At 49.0% G+C, this 22596-nt stretch carries 22 protein-coding genes; 9 read left to right on the top strand and 13 right to left on the bottom strand.

Annotation, left to right across the window (positions count from 1 at the left end):
- Positions 1-241 precede the first annotated feature (241 nt).
- A complete protein-coding gene (gene chuA / locus ACJHW7_RS10570) occupies positions 242-2224 on the top strand; it encodes a TonB-dependent heme/hemoglobin receptor ChuA/ShuA (RefSeq protein ID WP_021557295.1) in 1983 nt (660 codons plus the stop codon).
- Positions 2225-2272: 48 nt separating this feature from the next.
- A complete protein-coding gene (gene chuS, locus ACJHW7_RS10565; protein WP_072847828.1) occupies positions 2273-3301 on the top strand; it encodes a hematinate-forming heme oxygenase ChuS in 1029 nt (342 codons plus the stop codon).
- Positions 3302-3361: 60 nt separating this feature from the next.
- On the opposite strand, the gene ACJHW7_RS10560 is transcribed toward chuS, so the two are convergent.
- The 7 genes from ACJHW7_RS10560 to ACJHW7_RS10530 all read right to left on the bottom strand — a co-directional run bounded on the left by ACJHW7_RS10560 (position 3362) and on the right by ACJHW7_RS10530 (position 9558).
- Complete coding sequence (locus ACJHW7_RS10560) at positions 3362-3892, bottom strand: helix-turn-helix transcriptional regulator (protein ID WP_000478621.1); 531 nt, start codon at positions 3890-3892, stop codon at positions 3362-3364.
- Positions 3893-4047: 155 nt separating this feature from the next.
- Positions 4048-4614 (bottom strand): outer membrane lipoprotein Slp, encoded by a 567-nt coding sequence (gene slp / locus ACJHW7_RS10555; protein WP_001057453.1) that lies wholly within the window; start codon positions 4612-4614, stop codon positions 4048-4050.
- 246 nt (positions 4615-4860) lie between these two features.
- Positions 4861-6084 carry a hypothetical protein gene (locus ACJHW7_RS10550; protein ID WP_021557293.1) on the bottom strand — a complete coding sequence of 408 codons (1224 nt, stop codon included), beginning with the start codon at positions 6082-6084 and terminating at the stop codon, positions 4861-4863.
- A gap of 626 nt (positions 6085-6710) precedes the next feature.
- Complete coding sequence (gene arsC, locus ACJHW7_RS10545; RefSeq protein ID WP_000065773.1) at positions 6711-7136, bottom strand: glutaredoxin-dependent arsenate reductase; 426 nt, start codon at positions 7134-7136, stop codon at positions 6711-6713.
- 12 nt (positions 7137-7148) lie between these two features.
- Positions 7149-8438, bottom strand: a complete 1290-nt coding sequence (gene arsB, locus ACJHW7_RS10540) for an arsenite/antimonite:H(+) antiporter ArsB (RefSeq protein WP_000922639.1) — start codon at positions 8436-8438, stop codon at positions 7149-7151.
- Between the two features lie 53 nt (positions 8439-8491).
- A complete protein-coding gene (gene arsR, locus ACJHW7_RS10535) occupies positions 8492-8845 on the bottom strand; it encodes an As(III)-sensing metalloregulatory transcriptional repressor ArsR (protein ID WP_000008967.1) in 354 nt (117 codons plus the stop codon).
- A gap of 539 nt (positions 8846-9384) precedes the next feature.
- Complete coding sequence (locus ACJHW7_RS10530; protein WP_001362224.1) at positions 9385-9558, bottom strand: hypothetical protein; 174 nt, start codon at positions 9556-9558, stop codon at positions 9385-9387.
- Positions 9559-9585: 27 nt separating this feature from the next.
- On the opposite strand from ACJHW7_RS10530, the gene dinQ reads away from it, so the two are divergent.
- Entirely contained in the window at positions 9586-9669 is an 84-nt protein-coding gene (dinQ, locus tag ACJHW7_RS10525; protein ID WP_001295215.1) for a damage-inducible type I toxin DinQ, read from the top strand.
- A 53-nt stretch (positions 9670-9722) separates the two neighbouring features.
- Here dinQ and gorA read toward each other — a convergent pair whose 3' ends face one another.
- Together gorA and rlmJ are read right to left on the bottom strand one after the other, a co-directional pair.
- Positions 9723-11075: a glutathione-disulfide reductase gene (gene gorA, locus ACJHW7_RS10520; protein WP_000160811.1), complete on the bottom strand. Its 1353-nt coding sequence runs from the start codon at positions 11073-11075 to the stop codon at positions 9723-9725.
- Between the two features lie 71 nt (positions 11076-11146).
- Entirely contained in the window at positions 11147-11989 is an 843-nt protein-coding gene (rlmJ, locus tag ACJHW7_RS10515; protein ID WP_001308123.1) for a 23S rRNA (adenine(2030)-N(6))-methyltransferase, read from the bottom strand.
- 202 nt (positions 11990-12191) lie between these two features.
- Between rlmJ and prlC the strand changes: the two genes are divergently transcribed.
- Complete coding sequence (gene prlC, locus ACJHW7_RS10510) at positions 12192-14234, top strand: oligopeptidase A (RefSeq protein WP_001298719.1); 2043 nt, start codon at positions 12192-12194, stop codon at positions 14232-14234.
- Positions 14235-14241: 7 nt separating this feature from the next.
- On the top strand, positions 14242-14994 hold the full coding sequence (rsmJ, locus tag ACJHW7_RS10505) for a 16S rRNA (guanine(1516)-N(2))-methyltransferase RsmJ (protein ID WP_000686620.1): 753 nt from the start codon (positions 14242-14244) through the stop codon (positions 14992-14994).
- A 48-nt stretch (positions 14995-15042) separates the two neighbouring features.
- Here the strand turns inward: rsmJ and dtpB are convergent, their stop codons facing one another.
- Complete coding sequence (gene dtpB / locus ACJHW7_RS10500; protein ID WP_001098636.1) at positions 15043-16512, bottom strand: dipeptide/tripeptide permease DtpB; 1470 nt, start codon at positions 16510-16512, stop codon at positions 15043-15045.
- Positions 16513-16677: 165 nt separating this feature from the next.
- On the opposite strand from dtpB, the gene ACJHW7_RS10495 reads away from it, so the two are divergent.
- Both ACJHW7_RS10495 and ACJHW7_RS10490 read left to right on the top strand, forming a co-directional pair.
- The gene (locus ACJHW7_RS10495; protein WP_212734132.1) at positions 16678-16731 is read left to right on the top strand and encodes a hypothetical protein; all 54 of its coding nucleotides are present in this window, start codon (positions 16678-16680) and stop codon (positions 16729-16731) included.
- Positions 16709-16762, top strand: coding sequence for a hypothetical protein (locus ACJHW7_RS10490; RefSeq protein ID WP_223375011.1), 54 nt, complete (start codon positions 16709-16711; stop codon positions 16760-16762). Before ACJHW7_RS10495 ends, ACJHW7_RS10490 begins: the two co-directional genes overlap by 23 nt.
- A gap of 66 nt (positions 16763-16828) precedes the next feature.
- Here the strand turns inward: ACJHW7_RS10490 and uspA are convergent, their stop codons facing one another.
- The gene (gene uspA, locus ACJHW7_RS10485) at positions 16829-17263 is read right to left on the bottom strand and encodes a universal stress protein UspA (RefSeq protein WP_000323571.1); all 435 of its coding nucleotides are present in this window, start codon (positions 17261-17263) and stop codon (positions 16829-16831) included.
- Between the two features lie 390 nt (positions 17264-17653).
- Here uspA and uspB point away from each other — a divergent pair, with 390 nt between their 5' ends.
- Positions 17654-17989 (top strand): universal stress protein UspB, encoded by a 336-nt coding sequence (gene uspB / locus ACJHW7_RS10480; RefSeq protein WP_000626187.1) that lies wholly within the window; start codon positions 17654-17656, stop codon positions 17987-17989.
- A 70-nt stretch (positions 17990-18059) separates the two neighbouring features.
- Here the strand turns inward: uspB and pitA are convergent, their stop codons facing one another.
- Positions 18060-19559 (bottom strand): inorganic phosphate transporter PitA, encoded by a 1500-nt coding sequence (gene pitA, locus ACJHW7_RS10475; RefSeq protein WP_000902780.1) that lies wholly within the window; start codon positions 19557-19559, stop codon positions 18060-18062.
- Between the two features lie 231 nt (positions 19560-19790).
- Between pitA and ACJHW7_RS10470 the strand changes: the two genes are divergently transcribed.
- On the top strand, positions 19791-20993 hold the full coding sequence (locus tag ACJHW7_RS10470) for an NAD(P)/FAD-dependent oxidoreductase (protein ID WP_000439188.1): 1203 nt from the start codon (positions 19791-19793) through the stop codon (positions 20991-20993).
- 316 nt (positions 20994-21309) lie between these two features.
- Here the strand turns inward: ACJHW7_RS10470 and ACJHW7_RS10465 are convergent, their stop codons facing one another.
- On the bottom strand, positions 21310-22362 hold the full coding sequence (locus ACJHW7_RS10465; protein WP_001028905.1) for a DUF2776 domain-containing protein: 1053 nt from the start codon (positions 22360-22362) through the stop codon (positions 21310-21312).
- Between the last annotated feature and the right edge of the window lie 234 nt (positions 22363-22596).

Raw genomic sequence — 22596 nt, 5'->3', positions numbered from 1 at the left:
ATTTGCAAGGGATAACGCACAGCTCTCTTCACTCCTGATGGGACATATCGTTTTGCCTGACAAAGAGGGTGTGCTTTTGCGTAATTGCCGAGTTATCAGGCAATTTCATGGGATATAAACGCCTGTAAACTCACCCGGCGAATATTATCGCTCTGAATTTTAAATAAATTTATTTTTCGCCAGCCACCCCGGTATTAACCCAGGCAGCCAGCATTTTTTATTTTCCTCATGGAGAATCGCTATGTCACGTCCGCAATTTACCTCGTTGCGTTTGAGTTTGTTGGCTTTGGCTGTTTCTGCCACCTTGCCAACGTTTGCTTTTGCTACTGAAACCATGACCGTTACGGCAACGGGGAATGCCCGTAGTTCCTTCGAAGCGCCTATGATGGTCAGCGTCATCGACACTTCCGCTCCTGAAAATCAAACGGCTACTTCAGCCACCGATCTGCTGCGTCATGTTCCTGGAATTACTCTGGATGGTACCGGACGAACCAACGGTCAGGATGTAAATATGCGTGGCTATGATCATCGCGGCGTGCTGGTTCTTATCGATGGTGTTCGCCAGGGAACGGATACCGGACACCTGAATGGCACTTTTCTCGATCCGGCGCTGATCAAGCGTGTTGAGATTGTTCGCGGACCTTCAGCATTACTGTATGGCAGTGGCGCGCTGGGTGGAGTGATCTCCTACGATACGGTCGATGCAAAAGATTTATTGCAGGAAGGACAAAGCAGTGGTTTTCGTGTCTTTGGTACTGGCGGCACGGGGGACCATAGCCTGGGATTAGGCGCGAGCGCGTTTGGGCGAACTGAAAATCTGGATGGTATTGTGGCCTGGTCCAGTCGCGATCGGGGTGATTTACGCCAGAGCAATGGTGAAACCGCGCCGAATGACGAGTCCATTAATAACATGCTGGCGAAAGGGACCTGGCAAATTGATTCAGCCCAGTCTCTGAGCGGTTTAGTGCGTTACTACAACAACGACGCGCGTGAACCAAAAAATCCGCAGACCGTTGAGGCTTCTGAAAGCAGCAACCCGATGGTTGATCGTTCAACAATTCAACGCGATGTGCAGCTTTCTTATAAACTCGCCCCGCAGGGCAACGACTGGTTAAATGCAGATGCAAAAATTTATTGGTCGGAAGTCCGTATTAATGCGCAAAACACGGGGAGTTCCGGCGAGTATCGTGAACAGATAACAAAAGGAGCCAGGCTGGAGAACCGTTCCACTCTCTTTGCCGACAGTTTCGCTTCTCACTTACTGACATATGGCGGTGAGTATTATCGTCAGGAACAACATCCGGGCGGCGCGACGACGGGCTTCCCGCAAGCAAAAATCGATTTTAGCTCCGGCTGGCTACAGGATGAGATCACCTTACGCGATCTGCCGATTACCCTGCTTGGCGGAACCCGCTATGACAGTTATCGCGGTAGCAGTGACGGTTACAAAGATGTTGATGCCGACAAATGGTCATCTCGTGCGGGGATGACTATCAATCCGACTAACTGGCTGATGTTATTTGGCTCATATGCCCAGGCATTCCGCGCCCCGACGATGGGCGAAATGTATAACGATTCTAAGCACTTCTCGATTGGTCGCTTCTATACCAACTATTGGGTGCCAAACCCGAACTTACGTCCGGAAACTAACGAAACTCAGGAGTACGGTTTTGGGCTGCGTTTTGATGACCTGATGTTGTCCAATGATGCTCTGGAATTTAAAGCCAGCTACTTTGATACCAAAGCGAAGGATTACATCTCCACGACCGTCGATTTCGCGGCGGCGACGACTATGTCGTATAACGTCCCGAACGCCAAAATCTGGGGCTGGGATGTGATGACGAAATATACCACTGATCTGTTTAGCCTTGATGTGGCCTATAACCGTACCCGCGGCAAAGACACCGATACCGGCGAATACATCTCCAGCATTAACCCGGATACCGTTACCAGCACTCTGAATATTCCGATCGCTCACAGTGGCTTCTCTGTTGGGTGGGTTGGTACGTTTGCCGATCGCTCAACACATATCAGCAGCAGTTACAGCAAACAACCAGGCTATGGCGTGAATGATTTCTACGTCAGTTATCAAGGACAACAGGCGCTCAAAGGTATGACCACTACTTTGGTGTTGGGTAACGCTTTCGACAAAGAGTACTGGTCGCCACAAGGCATCCCACAGGATGGTCGTAATGGAAAAATTTTCGTGAGTTATCAATGGTAATCATCTGCCCCGATTTTTCGGGGCATTTATCTGGAAGGAAGAGAGACAATGAACCACTACACACGCTGGCTTGAGTTAAAAGAACAAAATCCCGGAAAGTACGCGCGTGACATCGCAGGTTTAATGAATATCAGCGAAGCAGAACTGGCATTTGCACGCGTCACGCACGATGCGTGGCGGATGCGCGGCGATATCCGTGAAATTCTGGCGGCGCTCGAAAGTGTTGGCGAGACCAAATGTATTTGCCGTAATGAATATGCAGTCCATGAGCAAGTTGGTGCGTTCACAAACCAGCATTTGAACGGACATGCCGGATTAATCCTCAATCCACGCGCGCTGGATTTACGTCTGTTTCTCAATCAATGGGCCAGTGTTTTCCACATCAAAGAAAACACGGCTCGTGGCGAACGCCAGAGTATTCAGTTCTTTGATCATCAGGGCGATGCATTACTAAAAGTTTATGCCACCGACAATACCGATATGGCGGCATGGAGTGAGCTTCTGGCACGGTTTATCACCGATGAGAATACGCCGCTTGAGTTAAAAGCCGTTGATGCACCAGTTGTTCAAACGCGAGCCGATGCCACTGTGGTCGAGCAAGAGTGGCGGGCGATGACCGACGTTCATCAGTTTTTTACGTTGCTCAAGCGCCACAACCTGACGCGCCAACAGGCGTTCAATCTGGTGGCAGACGATTTGGCCTGCAAAGTATCCAACAGTGCGTTGGCGCAAATTCTTGAATCTGCACAGCAGGATGGTAATGAAATCATGGTGTTTGTTGGCAACCGTGGCTGCGTACAGATTTTCACCGGTGTGGTAGAAAAAGTGGTGCCAATGAAAGGTTGGCTGAATATTTTCAACCCGACGTTTACTCTTCATCTATTAGAAGAGAGCATTGCTGAAGCCTGGGTTACCCGTAAACCGACCAGCGATGGCTACGTAACCAGTCTGGAATTGTTTGCCCATGATGGTACGCAGATAGCGCAACTTTATGGTCAACGTACAGAAGGCGAACAGGAGCAAGCGCAATGGCGTAAGCAAATTGCTTCGCTGATACTGGAAGGCGTTGCTGCATAACGTATAATTAACGGGAGGTCTGGCTATTTATTGCTGGGCCTCTTTATATTGATCAATCGTTCACACCAGATAATCAATATGCTGATGGCGTACCAGCTCATTGATCCGCTTAAGATTGAGGATCATCATGATATTGTGTTTATGGCAGTAGAACGTTTTTAGCGATATTTTCAGTTTCTCCAGAATATCTTCCGTTGTCATTTGATTCGCAATGCAGCTCAGAACCTGATGTTGCTTGCGCGAAAGTGACACATTCGCTTCAGGCACAGAGCAGTAACTGCCATTGATGAGTGCGACAAAATCAATGATAGTGATAGTCCGCGGAACAAAGGTCACCGGCACTTTCCCCAGGCAGCGTTTAATATTAAAGGGGGAGAAAATAATGACATGGACAGGTTTTAATCGTTCAATTTGAGTGAGAAAATTAGAATGAAATACATTATTCATTAATGTATCAATAATGACGAAGGCATTCTGATGCAACATTACGTCGATCTCTTCTTCGTTCTGTATATGAACGACATTACCTTTACTCAGAATGTTTTTCATCGCGGTGAAGAACATCGTATCCCTGGTAATTATAAGAAACATAACCGACTCCTGGTGCGGACATTAACTTTATAATCAGTTTGCCAAAGGTAATTAACAGGACAGGGCTTATAATAATAATAGTTAGCTTACTGTATATTAATTTTATGTAATACATGATGCAGATGCTCAGAAAGCATCTGCATCTTTCGGTGGTGTTATTTGACCAGCTCAGGTGTTACCTGACTCACCGCATTGGTGTAGTAAGGCGCACCCCAGCCCGGTTCCGGCCAGAATGCACCATAGCCGTAATCCCACAGGTTATAGGTGGTATTAACCACTTCTCTCAAATGCCACACCTGGATGCCCTGCATATTCACTTCCAGGAAGTTATACGGGACTTTATTGATAAAGCCTGGTTGTTCACCCTGAATGGTGCCGAGGATGGTAACAAAGTGATTACGATAGTTCACTGGGTCAAGGAAGCCGCTTTGTCTGGCGAGCAGTCGGCCCTGATAGTTGGCTTCAATATCAGGCTTCGCATAGCTATCCAACGGTAATACAGCGATTTCTAACAACGTATCCGTTTTGCCATTGATAACGTTGATAACCTTCCCACCAAAGCGCGCTTGTTGACCAACATATAACCCCGGCTGGTTATGAACAGCAACAAAACTTTTTTGAATATCAGGTTGGTTATTGCCTTTGATATTTTGCGGAATTGAACTACATGCGGCAAGCAAAAATGAAAGGCTGAGTATGAGTGCACCTTTTGTCATGTTCATGTTACTATCCTTATCAACAAATATTAAAACCATAATAGATATTTCTTTATAGTTTTCATCTGATTCTGAGGCGATATGCCTGATAGTAACGTAAACCTGTCTGATGTTTATATCCCTTCTGTTTAGTTCAATTCCGTTATTTTGGGGCGTGGCATGAGTATCCATCGCCCCATAATATAACCCTTTGTTTTAAAATTACATAAAATCTATTTTTATTCAAGGATTATAAAGTGCTAATAATCAATATTATGGTATTATATTCTGATAATGATTTGATAAGCGAATTCTTTTGCCATATGGTATTTCTATTTCCACCCCATAATTTATATCTTTTTCATTAGGCAGATCTCTCTTTAAATAAAAGGGGTATGAAATCTTTTCGGGTTGAAGTGTCTCGTAATGAAATGCTATGAATTCATTTTCAGACATTGTTGCCCATTTTTGAATTTTATTGTATAGAGATGGTGTTGTAAACTCTTGAAGTTGCTTATAACATATTTTTTTGAACTCTTGCTTATATTTTGATATATCATCAAATGAAAGATTTACTACCTTTGCCTCTAAGAAATCAATTATTCTCGAAGCAATTTCCGCTTTCGCGCGTAAAGAGTTGTTATTAATAGTTAACAATGTAGAAAACAAGCCATCGATTTGTTTGTCAAGATGCTGTTCATATTCATGTAGTTTGGGGATTGGATTTTCCTTGTGTGAAAAAATAGTGTTAAATAAATTTGCGTCAGTGAAATTTATATTAAGTAGATCTTCAAAATAAAATTTTGATAAGGTTAGGACTAGCCTGGACATATCTTGCCCTGTCATGTTGAAATCAATAAAGTCGCATCCAGCAAGGGCTTCCATCCTATTTTCATTTTCACTGTGCTCAATATACAGCTTCGCCATTTTTAGGTACAAGCTTTGAATGTCTCTTATATCAGTTGGTAAGTCAGCTCGTTGCCCAGCAAAATTTTTATTATCAGAAGAAACGGTTTGGACACTGAATCTTTCGGGTATTCCTTCTTCTACGAGAATTTTAGTTATGATTGGATTGTTGGGTTCTGGATTAACGACAACAATGATTTGACATACAGAATCCTTATCCTTTTCGTATCTAATGTTATGAATCTGATTAAGTATTGATTGTGTCTGTTGCGTAAGTGGTGTCGAACTTATCGTTTCAATGTTATTAATAAGACTTACAAGTTGAGCCACAACTTTTGAGTAGTCTGCATTTGTATATGTAGTGTTCGTGTGGCACTCATTAATTTGTTGGAGTTGTTGTTGGGCTAAATCAAATTGTTCAGGGTTGTATTCTTCTCCAGAGAATGTGGAATTAATGGGTTGTTGTTCTTCCCAATTATCACAAGGCCACTTCGGTGTGTCTGGTGTTTTAACATCGTCAGTATTTGTTGTGCAGTTATAAATATCGCCGTGATATGTATTTATTATACCTGGGGTAAAGTCAATTGACATAACATTCCTTATTCATCATTTGTTTTATGCTAAGATTTTTAAATTGGATAATTAGAACAGGAATGGATTTTCTTCTACACATAATAAATATAATGCGTTATATCTTCCTGATATAATTACCTTTGACTTCCCTTTTATCTCCACCCGTTAATATTTGTGTATAAAAAAGGGCAGTGATAGTATCGTAAAAGAAAACGTTAACAACTATCAAAAAGCGCTCATTTTAAAAAGTTATTATGTTCTCTGATAGTGTGTGAAGTGATATTTTTGTGATGTTTTAGGTGTGTAATAATAAAATGGGTTAAGGTATCTTATAATTATTTAATAATTTGTTGTGTAAATCACTGATAAATCATAATGCAGTACGTCTTTAAACTACTGCACTGTATCGCTGATAACTAAGCAGCTCACTGATACACCATGCTGGACGCGATAATTGGAATCTCACGCAGGGAGTACTGTGTAAATAGCAAAATCGCCTGATGCGCTACGCCTGTCAGGCCTACAAATAACATACAATTCATCGAATTTTCATAACATTGTAGGTCGGATAAGACGCGCCAGCGTCGCATCCGACATAAATAAAGCGCACTTTTCTAACAACCTGTGGGGGGGATATAGCCGCTTTATTTCAGGCGCTTACCCGCTTCATCAACCACTTTCTCGCCATCTTCCTTGGTGAATGCGCCTTTTTGCGCATCTGGCAGAATTTCCAGCACCACTTCTGAAGGGCGGCACAGGCGAGTTCCCAGCGTCGTCACCACAATCGGGCGATTAATCAGAATCGGGTGCTGAAGCATAAAGTCGATTAACCGATCGTCAGTAAATTTATCTTCCGCAAGGCCCAGCTCCTCATACGGTTCGACGTTTTTACGCAGCAGCGCGCGTACGGAAATCCCCATATCGGCAATGAGTTTGACCAGTTCATCGCGCGTTGGCGGAGTTTCCAGATAATGGATAATGGTCGGTTCTGTGCCGCTGTTGCGGATCATCTCCAGCGTATTACGCGACGTGCCGCAGGCCGGGTTGTGATAAATGGTAATGTTGCTCATATCAGTATCTCATTACAAAGTGAAAGAGAGACGTAGCGCCAGCGCAGCCAGCGTCACAAACAGCACAGGCAGGGTCATGATAATCCCTGTACGGAAGTAATATCCCCAGCTGATAGTCATATTCTTCTGCGAAAGTACGTGCAGCCAGAGCAGCGTTGCCAGGCTACCAATCGGGGTGATTTTCGGCCCCAAATCGCAGCCAATCACGTTGGCATAAACCATCGCTTCTTTGATAACGCCAGATGCCGTGCTGCCATCAATGGACAACGCGCCAACCAGTACCGTCGGCATATTGTTCATAATAGAAGAGAGGAAGGCGGTGAGGAATCCGGTGCCGAGCGTCGCGGCCCACAGGCCGTTATCCGCCAGCACGTTGAGTACGCCAGAAAGATATTCCGTTAATCCGGCATTGCGCAGGCCATAAACCACCAGATACATGCCGAGCGAGAAGATGACAATCTGCCAGGGCGCACCGCGCAGCACTTTACCCGTATTAATCGCATGACCGCGTTTAGCGACGACAAATAATATCAACGCGCCCACTGCCGCAATGGCGCTGACCGGAATGCCGAGCGGTTCCAGGACGAAAAATCCCACCAGCAGAAGCAGTAAAACAACCCAGCCAGTTTTGAACGTAGCAGGATCTTTAATCGCTTCTGCGGGAGATTTCAGCAGCGCCATGTCGTAGTTCTGCGGAATATCTTTGCGGAAATAGAGATGCAACATCACCAGCGTGGCAACAATCGCGGCGATATCCACCGGCACCATCACCGAGGCATATTCGCGAAAGCCGAGGCCAAAGAAATCTGCGGAAACGATATTCACCAGGTTGGAGACAATAAGCGGCAGGCTGGCGGTATCGGCAATGAATCCGGCCGCCATCACAAACGCCAGCGTAGTGCCTTTACTGAACCCTAAAGCCAGCAGCATGGCGATGACAATCGGTGTCAAAATAAGCGCCGCGCCATCATTGGCAAACAGGGCGGCAACGGCAGCACCGAGCAGGACAATCCAGGTAAACAGCAAGCGACCGCGTCCATTGCCCCAGCGTGAAACGTGCAGTGCCGCCCATTCAAAAAAGCCGGACTCATCCAGCAGCAGGCTGATGATAATAACGGCAATAAACGCAGCCGTCGCGTTCCAGACGATATTCCACACCACCGGAATATCGCCCGGATGTACTACGCCCGTAACTAACGCCAGTACTGCGCCGAGCGTTGCACTCCAGCCGATGCCTAAACCTTTCGGCTGCCAGATAACCAATACAATGGTCAGGACAAAGATAGCGCCTGCCAGTAACATAATGCCTCCCGGAAAAACACATGTGCAAATCCATATGTGTTTAGATAAATTTTTTAACTACAAGTGTTCTTACTGTCTACGGAACAATTTTGTCTGGCCAGGTTGCGGACAATCACCTGAACCTTTTCCTGTTCGCATCGCCAGGCCTGCTCAATAATTTTCGCGGCCCATGATGGAATATGCGGTGATAAGCGGTAATGAACCCACTTACCCTGCTTGCGATCCAGCAACAAACCGCTTTCACGAAGAAGCGCCAGATGGCGGGAGATCTTGGGCTGCGACTGGTCGAGAGCAGTGCAGAGATCACAGACGCATAACTCTCCCAGCTCGCTGAGCAGTAAAACGATGCCCAGACGGGTTTCATCGGCAAGAATTTTGAACAGTTGGATGGGTAACAGAAATGACATATTGCGCTCCTGATTGTTGCAGGTAGTGTCTCTCTTCGAAGTGGATAAGTCAAAAACATATATGGTTTAACGAATGCGTATGTGCAGAGGAAGGTAATAGGTGTGAATTTTGAGTTGGCTATTCATTTGAAAGGAGGTCTGAATCAGGACGTAAAAAAACCGACTTTGCGTCGGTTTTTTACTTTCCAGCCCTGAGTTGGTGGCTCTGGCTGGAGTGAGAATGCCCACATCTAACGGTTCAATACTATTAGCCAGTGGCTAACATTGCAAGCGTTAGCGATTTCTTCAGCTGGCGGAGGGGGCACTTCGGTATATATCGCAGTGACGATTTATATACTTTCACTGGGTCATCGTCATATTAAGCCTTGTCCGAATCCGGACGTAAAAAAACCGACTTCGCGTCGGTTTTTTTACTGTTCAGCCCTGAGTTGGTGGCTCTGGCTGGAGTGAGATAGCCATCATCTAACGCATCAATGCTAATACCATACTGAAACTATTGCAAGGACGTGCTGGTTTTATAACCTGCATGTACTGTATGATTATCCAGTTAGCTCTGAGGCATTTTCACTCTGGCAATGCGCATAAACGCTTTCAAAGTCCTGGTCAGAAGTACGGGTGGTGCCGTTAACTGATGCTCTGGCCGGAGTGAGATAGTCGTCATCTAACAATGAGACATGCACCGTGACAGGCAGTGGATGAGTAAGCGGATGCATTCTCACTCCATCGCATGGAGAAAACGGGTGATTGATAAAGCAATCATCGTTCTTGGGGCGTTAATTGCGCTGCTGGAACTGATCCGCTTTCTGCTTCAGCTTCTGAACTGATAGCGGAAACGTAATTAAGGGCTAAGAGCACACTACTCTTAGCCCTTTAACATTTAACGCATGGTCACGAACTCTTCTGCCGCCGTTGGGTGAATGGCGACGGTATTATCGAAGTCTTTTTTGGTTGCACCCATCTTCAGCGCCACCGCGAAGCCCTGCAACATTTCGTCCATACCAAAGCCAATGCCGTGAATACCGACAATCTTCTCTTCTGGCCCAACGCACACCAGCTTCATGCGGCACGGCTGGCGGTGAGTGGTGACGGCGGTATACATCGCGGTGAAAGAGGATTTATACACTTTCACCTGATCGTCGCCATACTGCTCGCGCGCCTGCGGTTCCGTTAAACCAACAGTACCAATCGGCGGATGGCTGAAGACCACGGTCGGAATGTTGCTGTAATCCAGATGCTCATCCGGCTTGTTATTAAACAGGCGTTCAGAGAGACGGCGACCCGCTGCAACTGCCACCGGTGTCAGTTCTACTGCACCCGTGTTATCGCCCACCGCGTAAATACCTTCAACGTTGGTGTTTTGATATTTATCGACGACGATATAGCCTTTTTCGTTGGTTTTAACGCCAGCGGCTTCGAGGTTGATGTTGTCATTGGCAGGCTCGCGGCCAATCGCCCAAATCAGGCAATCCACCGTTTCACTGCGACCATCTTCCAGCTCCAGCGTCAGGCTACCATCGGCATTTTTCACTACCGCTTTCGGGATGGCGTTGGTGTGCAACTGCGGGCCTTCGGCGTTCATCACTTCGACCAGCGTTTCAGAGATCATCGGGTCGAAGCTGCGCAGCGGCGCATGTTTACGCACAAACAGATGCGTTTTCGCGCCGAGGCCGTTAATCACGCCAGCCAGCTCAACGGCGATGTAACCCGCGCCAACAACCGCCACACGCTCTGGCAAAGCAGGAAGGGCAAAGAAACCATCAGAATCAATACCGTATTCCACGCCCGGAATATCCGGGTGGCTCGGACGACCGCCGGTGGCGATCAGAATATGATCGGCTGTGATGGTTTCACCGTTAACTTCCAGCGTTTTGGCATCAACGAAGCGGGCAAAGCCTTTGATTACATCAACGTTATTTTTACCGAGCACGTTTTCATAGGAAGTATGAATACGGTCGATATAGGCGGTACGGCTGGCGATCAACGTTTCCCAGTTGAATTTATTGATAGTGGTATCAAAACCATAATCCGGGCCGTACATATGGATCGCTTCACGGATTTGCGCCGCGTGCCACATCACTTTCTTCGGTACGCAGCCGACGTTCACGCAGGTGCCGCCCAGCTCTTTGGCTTCAATCAGCGCGCATTTCTGACCGTACATAGCCGCGCGGTTGATGGAGGCGATACCGCCGCTGCCGCCGCCGATGGCGATGTAATCATAGTGTTTAGTCATGACAGAGTGTCCTTATCGTTGATTACCGCGATTGTAGCGCGAGACGTAATAGGTGCCAGCGATGGCTGCAATTACTCCGGCACGATCCAGCTTACGGTGGCGTGCCCGGTACCTGCCGGAACCAGTTTGCTGTGCAGCCACGGCAGCACGTTATTCATCTGTTGTTCCAGCTTCCACGGCGGGTTAATCACAATCATGCCGGAAGCGGTCATGCCACGGCGATCGCTGTCTGGCAGTACCGCCAGTTCAATTTGCAGAATTTTGCGAATGCCAGTCGCTTCCAGGTCGTGGATCATGCGCTTAATTTGCTGGCGCAGCACCACCGGATACCACAGTGCGTAAGTACCAGTGGCGAAACGTTTGTAACCTTCTGCTATCCCGCTGACCACCGCCTGATAGTCGGTTTTCATTTCATACGGCGGGTCGATAAGGATTAAACCACGGCGGGAAACCGGCGGCAGTTTGGCCTTAAGCTGCTGGAAACCGTCGGCTTTTTCGACTCGCGCACGGCTGTCTTTCTGAAATTCAGAACGCAGCAACGGGTAATCGCTCGGGTGCAGTTCGGTCAGTTGCAGGCTGTCTTGTTCGCGCAGTAGCTGGCGAGCAATCAACGGCGAACCGGGGTAGTAACGCAACTGACCACTACGGTTGAAGTGTTTTACCACATTGATGTACGGCTCCAGCTCCGCAGGCAAATCGTCCTGCTGCCAGATACGGGCGATACCTTCGAGATATTCGCCGGTACGCTCGGCATGTTCGCTGCCTAACTGATAACGCCCGGCCCCTGCGTGGGTGTCGAGATAGAGAAACGGTTTATCTTTCTCTTTCAGCGACTCGATGATCAGGCTCTGAACGGTATGTTTAAGGACGTCGGCGTGGTTGCCAGCGTGAAAGCTGTGGCGATAACTGAGCATGGGTAAAGGTGTTCCGGTAAGTAAAAATCGGCCCGTATTCGGGGCGCACAAAAGCCTATCAGGACAGTATACCGAAAAGAGGCCGCCGCCGCGAAAGCGTAACGTTTCTCATTGAAATTCACTACACTTAACCCCATGCTACACACATTATGTAAAGCGCCTGTTGAGCGCTTCCTTAACCTCTTTAACCAGGACTGCGCTAATGACGAATCCGTTACTGACTCCCTTTGAATTGCCTCCGTTTTCTAAAATTCTCCCGGAACATGTCGTTCCAGCCGTGACTAAGGCATTGAATGACTGCCGCGAAAATGTGGAGCGCGTAGTAGCGCAAGGAGCACCGTACACCTGGGAAAATCTCTGCCAGCCGTTGGCGGAAGTGGACGATGTGTTGGGGCGTATTTTCTCCCCGGTCAGCCACCTGAACTCGGTGAAAAATAGCCCGGAATTGCGCGAAGCGTACGAACAAACTCTGCCGCTGCTGTCGGAATACAGCACCTGGGTAGGGCAACATGAAGGGCTGTATAAAGCGTACCGCGACCTGCGCGATGGCGATCATTACGCCACGCTGAACACGGCTCAGAAAAAAGCGGTTGATAACGCACTGCGCGATTTTGAACTCTCAGGCATCGGTCTGCCGAAAGAGAAACAACAGCGTTACGGCGAAATTGCCACTCGTCTTTCTGAACTGGGCAACCAGTACAGCAACAACGTCCTTGATGCGACGATGGGCTGGACTAAACTCGTTACCGACGAAGCGGAACTGGCGGGGATGCCAGAAAGCGCGCTGGCTGCGGCAAAAGCCCAGGCCGAAGCGAAAGAGCTGGAAGGCTACCTGTTGACGCTGGATATCCCAAGCTACTTGCCGGTAATGACCTACTGCGACAACCAGGCCTTGCGTGAAGAGATGTATCGTGCTTACAGCACCCGCGCTTCAGATCAAGGTCCAAACGCCGGTAAATGGGATAACAGCAAGGTGATGGAAGAGATCCTCGCGCTGCGTCACGAACTGGCGCAACTGCTGGGCTTTGAAAACTACGCGTTTAAATCACTGGCTACCAAAATGGCGGAAAACCCGCAGCAGGTGCTTGATTTCTTAACCGATCTGGCAAAACGCGCGCGTCCGCAGGGCGAAAAAGAGCTGGCGCAACTGCGTGCCTTCGCCAAAGCCGAATTTGGCGTCGATGAGTTGCAACCGTGGGATATCGCATACTACAGCGAAAAACAAAAACAGCACCTCTACAGCATCAGCGACGAACAACTGCGTCCGTACTTCCCGGAAAACAAAGCGGTTAACGGCTTGTTTGAAGTGGTAAAACGTATTTACGGCATCACCGCTAAAGAGCGTAAAGATGTTGATGTCTGGCACCCGGATGTACGTTTCTTCGAACTGTATGACGAGAACAACGAACTGCGCGGCAGTTTCTACCTCGACCTGTATGCCCGTGAAAACAAGCGCGGCGGGGCGTGGATGGATGACTGCGTAGGCCAGATGCGTAAAGCCGATGGTTCGCTGCAAAAACCGGTCGCGTATCTGACCTGTAACTTCAACCGCCCGGTGAATGGTAAACCGGCGCTGTTCACTCACGACGAAGTGATCACTCTGTTCCACGAGTTCGGTCACGGCCTGCACCATATGCTGACCCGCATCGAAACCGCCGGTGTTTCCGGTATCAGCGGTGTGCCGTGGGATGCGGTCGAACTGCCGAGTCAGTTTATGGAAAACTGGTGCTGGGAGCCGGAGGCGCTGGCGTTTATCTCTGGTCACTACGAAACCGGCGAACCGCTGCCGAAAGAGTTGCTGGATAAAATGCTGGCGGCGAAGAACTACCAGGCGGCGCTGTTTATTCTGCGCCAGCTGGAGTTCGGCCTGTTCGATTTCCGCCTCCATGCCGAGTTCCGCCCGGATCAGGGAGCGAAAATCCTCGAAACTCTGGCAGAAATCAAGAAACTGGTTGCCGTAGTACCGTCTCCATCCTGGGGCCGTTTCCCGCACGCTTTCAGCCATATTTTCGCCGGTGGTTATGCCGCAGGTTACTACAGCTACCTGTGGGCTGACGTACTGGCGGCAGATGCTTTCTCGCGCTTTGAGGAAGAGGGCATTTTCAACCGTGAAACCGGGCAGTCGTTCCTCGACAACATTCTGAGCCGTGGCGGTTCAGAAGAGCCGATGGATCTGTTCAAACGCTTCCGTGGTCGTGAACCGCAGCTGGATGCGATGCTGGAGCATTACGGCATTAAGGGCTGATCATTCAGTGAAAATCTGCTTAATTGATGAAACAGGCACCGGAGACGGTGCCTTATCTGTTCTGGCGGCCCGCTGGGGGCTGGAGCACGATGAAGACAACCTGATGGCGCTGGTGTTAACGCCGGAACATCTGGAATTGCGCAAGCGTGATGAGCCAAAACTTGGCGGCATCTTTGTTGATTTTGTTGGCGGAGCGATGGCGCACCGACGCAAATTCGGCGGTGGTCGCGGTGAGGCGGTGGCGAAAGCGGTGGGCATTAAAGGCGATTATTTGCCGGATGTGGTGGACGCTACCGCAGGGCTGGGGCGCGATGCCTTTGTGCTGGCTTCGGTCGGCTGCCGCGTGCGGATGCTGGAGCGTAATCCAGTCGTTGCCGCGCTACTCGACGACGGCCTGGCGCGTGGATATGCGGATGCGGAAATCGGCGGCTGGTTGCAGGAGCGTTTGCAGTTAATTCACGCCTCCAGCCTGACGGCGCTGACCGATATTACCCCGCGCCCGCAGGTGGTCTATCTCGACCCGATGTTCCCGCATAAGCAGAAAAGCGCGCTGGTGAAAAAAGAGATGCGCGTCTTTCAGTCGCTGGTGGGACCGGATCTTGATGCCGATGGATTACTGGAGCCTGCACGCTTGCTGGCGACCAAACGCGTGGTGGTAAAGCGCCCGGACTACGCGCCACCGCTAGCGAATGTCGCCACGCCAAACGCGGTTGTGACTAAAGGGCATCGCTTTGATATCTATGCAGGTACGCCAGTGTAAAAGTAAAGCAGGGTAGCGATAACGCTACCCTGCTTTCTGCAAGAATAATTAATGGCTTTCCGGCGTCGCAATCATGCGTTTCAGCCACGGCACCATCAACAGCATCACTACTGCAACGCCCAGCGTGACCAGACCAATCTTACCAAACACGTTGGTATAGACGGGCAACGTCTCAAGCGGATCGGTAATGTTGTCCGGCACCGCGGTAAATGTTGCCACATAGCCGCCCAGCAAGAACGCGGCAGCCTGCGTCAGGAACCACATCCCGAGAATAAAGCCCATCAAATGCTGCGGCACCAGAGCAGCAATCATCGCCAGGCCAAGGGCGCTAATAAACAGTTCACCTAAGCTCTGGAATAAGTACACCAGCACGATAAACCATGGCGATGTCAGCCCTTGTGCATCCGCAAACCACATTCCCGCAGCTGCCGCCGTCAAAAAGCCCAGTGAGCACATAAACATGCCGAGAGTAAATTTCATCGGCATCGAGAGGTCTTTGCCTTTGTTACCCAGATGCGTGTAAATGCCTGCCAGTATTGGGCTGGCGAGTACCACCCAGAACGGGTTAAGCGCCTGGAAGCTGACCGGGTTGATGGAAAAACCGAGAATTTCATGATGCACGTTGTTGATGGCAAAGAAGTTCAGCGACGTTGGCATCTGGGCGTAGAGAATGTAAAACACCACCGCTTCGAGCATCAGGACAAAGGCGACAAACATTTTATTGCGCCCGGTTTTATCCAGCTTGAATGCCTGACGAAAGAAGATAATGGTGACGACGATGGAGAGAACAATCAGCACCAGATTGGCGACTTCTACGTTGTGCATCAGCCAGGCGCAGACGAAGATCATCACCACGCTGCCAAGTAATACGTACAACAGTTTGCTGAAGCTCATTGGCCGGAAGTCAGGCTCAGAACCAATATCTTTCACCATTCCACGACAGGCGATGTAAACCAGTAATGCGATAATTAACCCCGCACCGCACAGGTTGTAGGTGACTGAATAGCCGAATTTATCAGCGATCACAGGGGCCAGCGATAACGCTATCAACGAGCCGATATTGATCGACATATAGAACAGGGTGAATGCGCCATCAAGGCGCGGATCTTTCGGCGGATAGCACTTCGAAAGCAAGCTGGCTGGGTTAGCTTTAAACAGGCCGTTACCGACAGCGATAGTCCCCAGGGCGATGAAAATCAGGTCAGGCTTAAGTAGCGACATGCCGGTCATGAAGTAGCCAATCGCCAGCACAAGTGCTCCAAGAACGATGGTGCGTTTGGTCCCCAGCAGGTGGTCGCCGACATAGCCGCCAATGGAAATGAGGCCATAGACCAGCGCAGCAAAAGCACCAAAAGTGACAAAAGCCTGCTCTTGCGAGAATCCAAGCTGTTTAACGAAGAAAACCGCCAGTACGCCCTGCACGCCGTAGTAGCCGAATCGCTCCCATAACTCGACAAAAAAGATCATGAAAAATGGGCGAGGTTGCTGCAGCATCCCCATGGGTGTTGTTGTATTCATATTTATTAACCTTCCAATACCATCCTGAAAAGTATGAACGCGTAAGGGATAACGCGCGAAAAAGTTTACATCTGTCAGAGATTCTTAATATTGATGCGGTGAATAGATTAATACACTATTACAACAGAAAATAACCAGATGATCACACTAATGATGGAAAATATGATGGTGTTAAATATTGTATTGGCTGGGGATTTTGATTGCGAACGCAGACCGTAGGCCAGATAAGGCGTTTACGCTGATCAGGTAACAAGGCGCGCCAAAAAGCAAAACGCCCGCATATGCGGGCGTTCAGGAACACGTCGTGGAGGGAAGATTATTCTTCTTCGTCGCGCAGCGGAACAATCAGCATATCAACGTGAACGGTGTTGATCAGCTGACGTGCGGAAGACATCAGTTTGCTCCAGAAGTCCTGGTGGTGACCACAAACCACCAGATCCATATCGTATTTCTTGATTGCATCGACCAGAACCTGGCCCAGGTCGCCGCTGCCGCTCAGGGTTTCAGTGATTGGGTATCCTGCATTAGTGGAAAGCTCGGTCAGCGCATGATGTGTCTCTTCAGAGATGCGTTTCTGCATATCACCCAGATTCACATCAATAAGCCCGGTGTATAGGTCAGAGTAGTTTACATCTACGTGGATCAGAGAAACTTTCGCATTGTATGGGCGAGCCATAGAGACTGCTTTCTCTACCAGAACTTTGCTTTCCGGGGAGAGATCGACCGCGATGAGAATGTGTTTATAAGCCATAGTGTTACTCCTTCCATAAAGTTGTCGATGACTGGCCAGCTAGCGTTTCTTGTGCCGTTACGTCACCCGCGTCCTGCGAACTACGTGCGCGGGGCTAACCCAGCCGTAAAGATTCAGTGTTAAGACCATCCTTACCTTATAGCGACCCGGATGATCCGTCAATCCGCCTTGCTTACCCGTTAGATAAACAAATTTTCGACATGAATATATTGATAGTGGTTAACCTTCTGGAAAAAAAACAACCTGATCTCCTACACTATCTATAGAGCCGCTCGGATGTTGGTCACCACAAAAGCGGTTTCTCCAGGACCTGGTGTTAACTGATTGGCAGCGTATCGGGAGCGGTAGCCCCGGGGTGGAACTCCGCGGGCAGGTCGCCGGGGAGGAGGTATGATAAGCACCGTCGCATTATTTTGGGCTTTATGTGTCGTTTGCATTGTTAACATGGCGCGCTATTTCTCATCACTACGCGCGTTGTTAGTGGTACTGCGTAACTGCGATCCATTGCTCTATCAATATGTTGATGGAGGGGGCTTTTTTACCTCACATGGCCAACCCAACAAACAGGTGCGTCTCGTTTGGTATATCTATGCCCAACGTTATCGCGATCATCACGATGATGAGTTTATTCGCCGCTGTGAGCGGGTGCGTCGGCAGTTTATTCTGACCAGCGCATTGTGTGGTCTGGTGGTGGTCAGCCTGATTGCCTTGATGATTTGGCATTAAGCACTTCAGCAATAATAACGCATAAAAAAAGCGGGCCAGTAAACTGACCCGCTCGTTTTGGTGCGTACGATTACAGGAACTGCAAGGAGAGCCAGTACAGCCCGCCGGAAAGCAGTACCGCAGCCGGAAGGGTAAACACCCAGGCCATCAGAATGCTGGTCACGGTTTTACGCTGTAAGCCGCCACCATCTACCACCATCGTCCCCGCGACAGAAGAGGAGAGTACGTGAGTAGTGGAAACCGGCATCCCGGTATAACTCGCCAGGCCGATAGACACTGCCGCAGTCATCTGGGCAGACATCCCCTGAGCGTAGGTCATGCCTTTCTTACCGATTTTTTCACCGATAGTCGTTGCCACACGACGCCAGCCAATCATCGTACCGATACCTAACGCCAGCGCGACCGCCATGATGATCCACACCGGTGCATACTCGATGGTGCTAAGCATGTCGGACTTCAGTTTCTTCAACAGGCGCTGATCGTCAGCACTCACGCCAGGCATCTTCACCACTTTGTCGATAGTGTCAGAAACGCACAGCATAATGCGGCGCATCTGGCTACGTTGATCAAGCGACAGCTTGTCGTAGCTTTCCACATCGGTAGTCAACATGCCTTTCAGGCGGTTGAGCGCGTTAATGGTATTCGACGGATGGCAATGGAACTCCGCAGGTTGCGTTGCGCCAGCTTCCGGAGCCGGTACTAACTGATCAGCACCGGTAGCTTGTTTCAGCAGCGCAGGATGCTGCTCAAAGTAAGCTTCGACGTTGTTGATGGCATCACGGGTACGGGTGATTTCGTAGCCAGTGGCATTCATGTTCACCACGAAGCCTGCTGGTGCGACGCCAATCAATACCAACATAACCAGACCAATGCCTTTCTGACCATCGTTCGCGCCGTGCGAAAACGCCACGCCGATAGCGGAAAGGATCAGCGCAATACGCGTCCAGAACGGCGGCTTTTTCTTGCCGTCTTTCTTTTCACGCTCCGCTGGGGTCAGGTGGATACGGGCGCGTTTCTTGGTGCCGCTCCAGTAGCGACGCAGCAAGAAAATCAGACCGCCAGCAAACACCAGGCCGACAATAGGGGAAACGATCAGAGAACCGAAAATACTTAATACTTTCGGGATATTGAGTGCATCCACCACTGACGTCCCGGTCATCAACGCATTGGTTAAACCAATCCCGATGATCGCGCCAATCAGCGTATGAGAGCTGGATGCAGGCAAACCAAAGTACCAGGTACCCAGGTTCCAGATAATCGCCGCCAGCAACATAGAGAACACCATGGCAAGGCCATGAGACGATCCCATATTAAGCAGCAGATCCGTCGGCAGCATATGCACAATGGCATAGGCAACACTCAGACCACCCAGCAAAACACCCAAAAAGTTGAACACCGCTGCCATAACCACGGCGAGCTGAGAACGCATCGCGCGGGTATAGATAACGGTTGCCACGGCGTTGGCTGTGTCATGGAAACCATTGATGGCTTCGTAGAACAGCACAAAAGCCAGTGCAAGCAATAATAACAGCCCGGTATGCAAATCCAGGCCAGCAAACAAATGTAGCATAGGACGTTACGCCATTTTGAGGACATGAACGCGGCGCATTATCAGTGACTTTCGCGGCGCGGGCAAAGTGAAATATAGACTTTTTTTGATTTGCCTCCTGTATGGATTTCACTCAAAAAATAATTATCTTATATAATTCAGGCAAATACTTCCTTTTAGTAATATTGATGCTGGTGCGACCACTGAGGAATCTTTACAATTCACGCCCGTTTTTTCTAAGAGGAGCGCAACGTGGAAAGGTTTGATGCCATTATTATAGGCGCTGGTGCGGCGGGTATGTTCTGTTCTGCGCTGGCAGGTCAGGCAGGACGCCGGGTTCTGCTGATCGATAATGGTAAAAAACCAGGGCGCAAAATCCTTATGTCTGGCGGTGGGCGCTGCAACTTTACCAACCTTTATGTCGAACCGGGCGCTTATCTGAGCCAGAATCCGCATTTTTGTAAGTCTGCACTCGCGCGTTTTACCCAGTGGGATTTCATTGATCTGGTCAATAAACACGGCATCGCCTGGCACGAGAAAACGTTAGGGCAACTCTTCTGCGATGACTCCGCTCAGCAGATTGTCGACATGCTGGTGGATGAGTGCGAGAAGGGCAATGTGACCTTCAGATTGCGTAGCGAAGTGCTGAGCGTGGAGAAGGATGATACAGGCTTCACGCTTGAACTGAACGGCATGACTGTCGGTTGCGAAAAGCTGGTCATCGCGACCGGTGGACTGTCAATGCCGGGGCTGGGCGCGTCGCCGTTTGGTTATAAGATTGCTGAACAATTTGGCCTCAACGTGCTGCCGACCCGCGCGGGTCTGGTGCCATTCACTCTGCATAAACCGTTGCTCGAAGAGTTACAGGTGCTGGCGGGCGTGGCGGTGCCTTCCGTGATTACCGCTGAAAACGGCACCGTTTTCCGTGAGAACTTACTCTTCACCCATCGCGGCTTGTCTGGACCGGCGGTGTTGCAAATTTCCAGCTACTGGCAACCGGGGGAATTTGTCAGTATCAATCTGCTACCGGATGTGGACCTCGAAACCTTCCTGAATGAGCAGCGTAACGCACATCCGAATCAAAGCCTGAAAAACACACTGGCGGTTCATCTACCGAAGCGGTTGGTTGAACGCTTACAGCAACTCGGGCAAATCCCGGATGTCTCGCTAAAACAGCTCAACGTGCGTGACCAACAGGCACTGATTAGCACATTGACCGACTGGCGCGTACAACCCAACGGCACTGAAGGCTATCGCACTGCCGAAGTGACGCTCGGCGGCGTGGACACTAACGAACTCTCTTCACGGACGATGGAAGCGCGCAAAGTGCCTGGGCTGTACTTTATCGGCGAAGTGATGGACGTTACCGGCTGGCTGGGGGGCTATAACTTCCAGTGGGCGTGGTCGAGTGCATGGGCTTGTGCGCAGGATTTGATTGCAGCGAAGTCGTCCTGAGCTATTTTTCCTAAAGATGAAAATTATTAGAGTCGCATTAAAAATGAGCTAATTTTGATAGTGGCTATCTTGTGATTATTTTCTAATGAGCCCGTGAACTGAACCCCCCATGCTTAATATAAGGTGGAGGGAAAGGTGATTGAAAACTCACCCAGTGGGCTGATCTTTATAAAATATGAACAGGTTGAAAAAAAACAGTAACTTTGCTGTTTTTTATACTTAACCACTATGCATTAATGCTGCGTTATTTCATTCTACCTAAGAAAAACCAGCGTTACGCAAATGGTCAACGCTGGTTTTATCCGGTACGTTGCAATTATTTTTTAGCAGAACCCGCTTCTAATATTGAAACGATTGAGAACAACGTAAAGCATACCGCTCCCAAACCGACCAGAACCCGCGAAGGAATAAAATATCCCATATCGGTCTGCGCCATTTCCGCAAGAAACGATGCCAGGAAAAGGCAAAACAGGCAGGTGAAGACGGGAATCATCGGTATTCTGTTGGCTAACGAACAGGTACGTCTCCAGACCAGTGCCAGTAGCCAGACTTTTGAGAATATGCTGTAACAGATCATTCCCAAGCAAATGAGGATAATACCGGGAGCCAGTCGGGCGCTTGCATCAGAACTGACTAAGACGTATATGCCCTGCAGCACCGTGATTGAGCCGAGAAAAATAACCCAATAACACCACAGCCAGTGCTCTTTCGTTGAAAACGTATTACGTGTTTGATGGACGATTGTGGCAACAAGGCCAATTAGACAGGCACAGATTGCGGTTAACCCGAGCAATACGTGACCGGCGACATAATGCGGAGTTATGTCGGCACTACGTAACAGCGTAATAGACCAAATGAAACCGAGCAGGGTGAGTAACACGGGAACGGCAATGAGGCAATTACCGATTAATGAAGAATAAGCCTGTACCGGTGTTCCGTCGCTCTTGCTCCCCGCTGCGTTTTTAGGAATGAGCAGAAAGTGACCGGATGACGCTGCCACCGTCGATACACAGGCGGCAATCATACCAACGCCGAAAATAACATGGCCGGCGACAAACTCGTCTGCCATCACATCATTACCTGCTAACAGTGCCCAACCCCATATCATGGTGATAATTGACCCCGCATAGCCAATAATGGGGAACAATGTATTGTAAAACGTATTAACGCCGCGCGTGAGCTGCGAAATGATAATAAATGCGGTAGTGAATAATGCCAGGCATATGGCTGCCAGAGAAATGAGCACATGACCCGCGACGAAATACTCGCTTTGCCCTGAACTTTCCAGCACAAAGCCACCTAACGCGATACAAATCAAGCCCATAATTAAAGGGATTAATTTGAAAAGCCACCCGATATATATGTTCACTTTAAACTCCTCAGGTATCCCTGCTAATATTGAAATGTGCATTAATGATAATTTCAGCCTGTTAATACAATGACGAGATATCATTAAAGACAAATGCATAGCATAACTATAGCGGGGTTTACTTTGCAGAGCGCTACTTTTCAGAGTTCAAAAGGCCATGATAAATAAATATTTATCCTAAGATTAATTCTTATTCTGTTATTTTTTACAATTATCTTCCAGGGAGGGATTCTT

It is taken from the genome of Escherichia sp. WS1152 (assembly GCF_046487665.1).
Classification (GTDB): domain Bacteria; phylum Pseudomonadota; class Gammaproteobacteria; order Enterobacterales; family Enterobacteriaceae; genus Escherichia; species Escherichia coli.
This window is presented reverse-complemented; position numbering and strand designations above follow the sequence as displayed.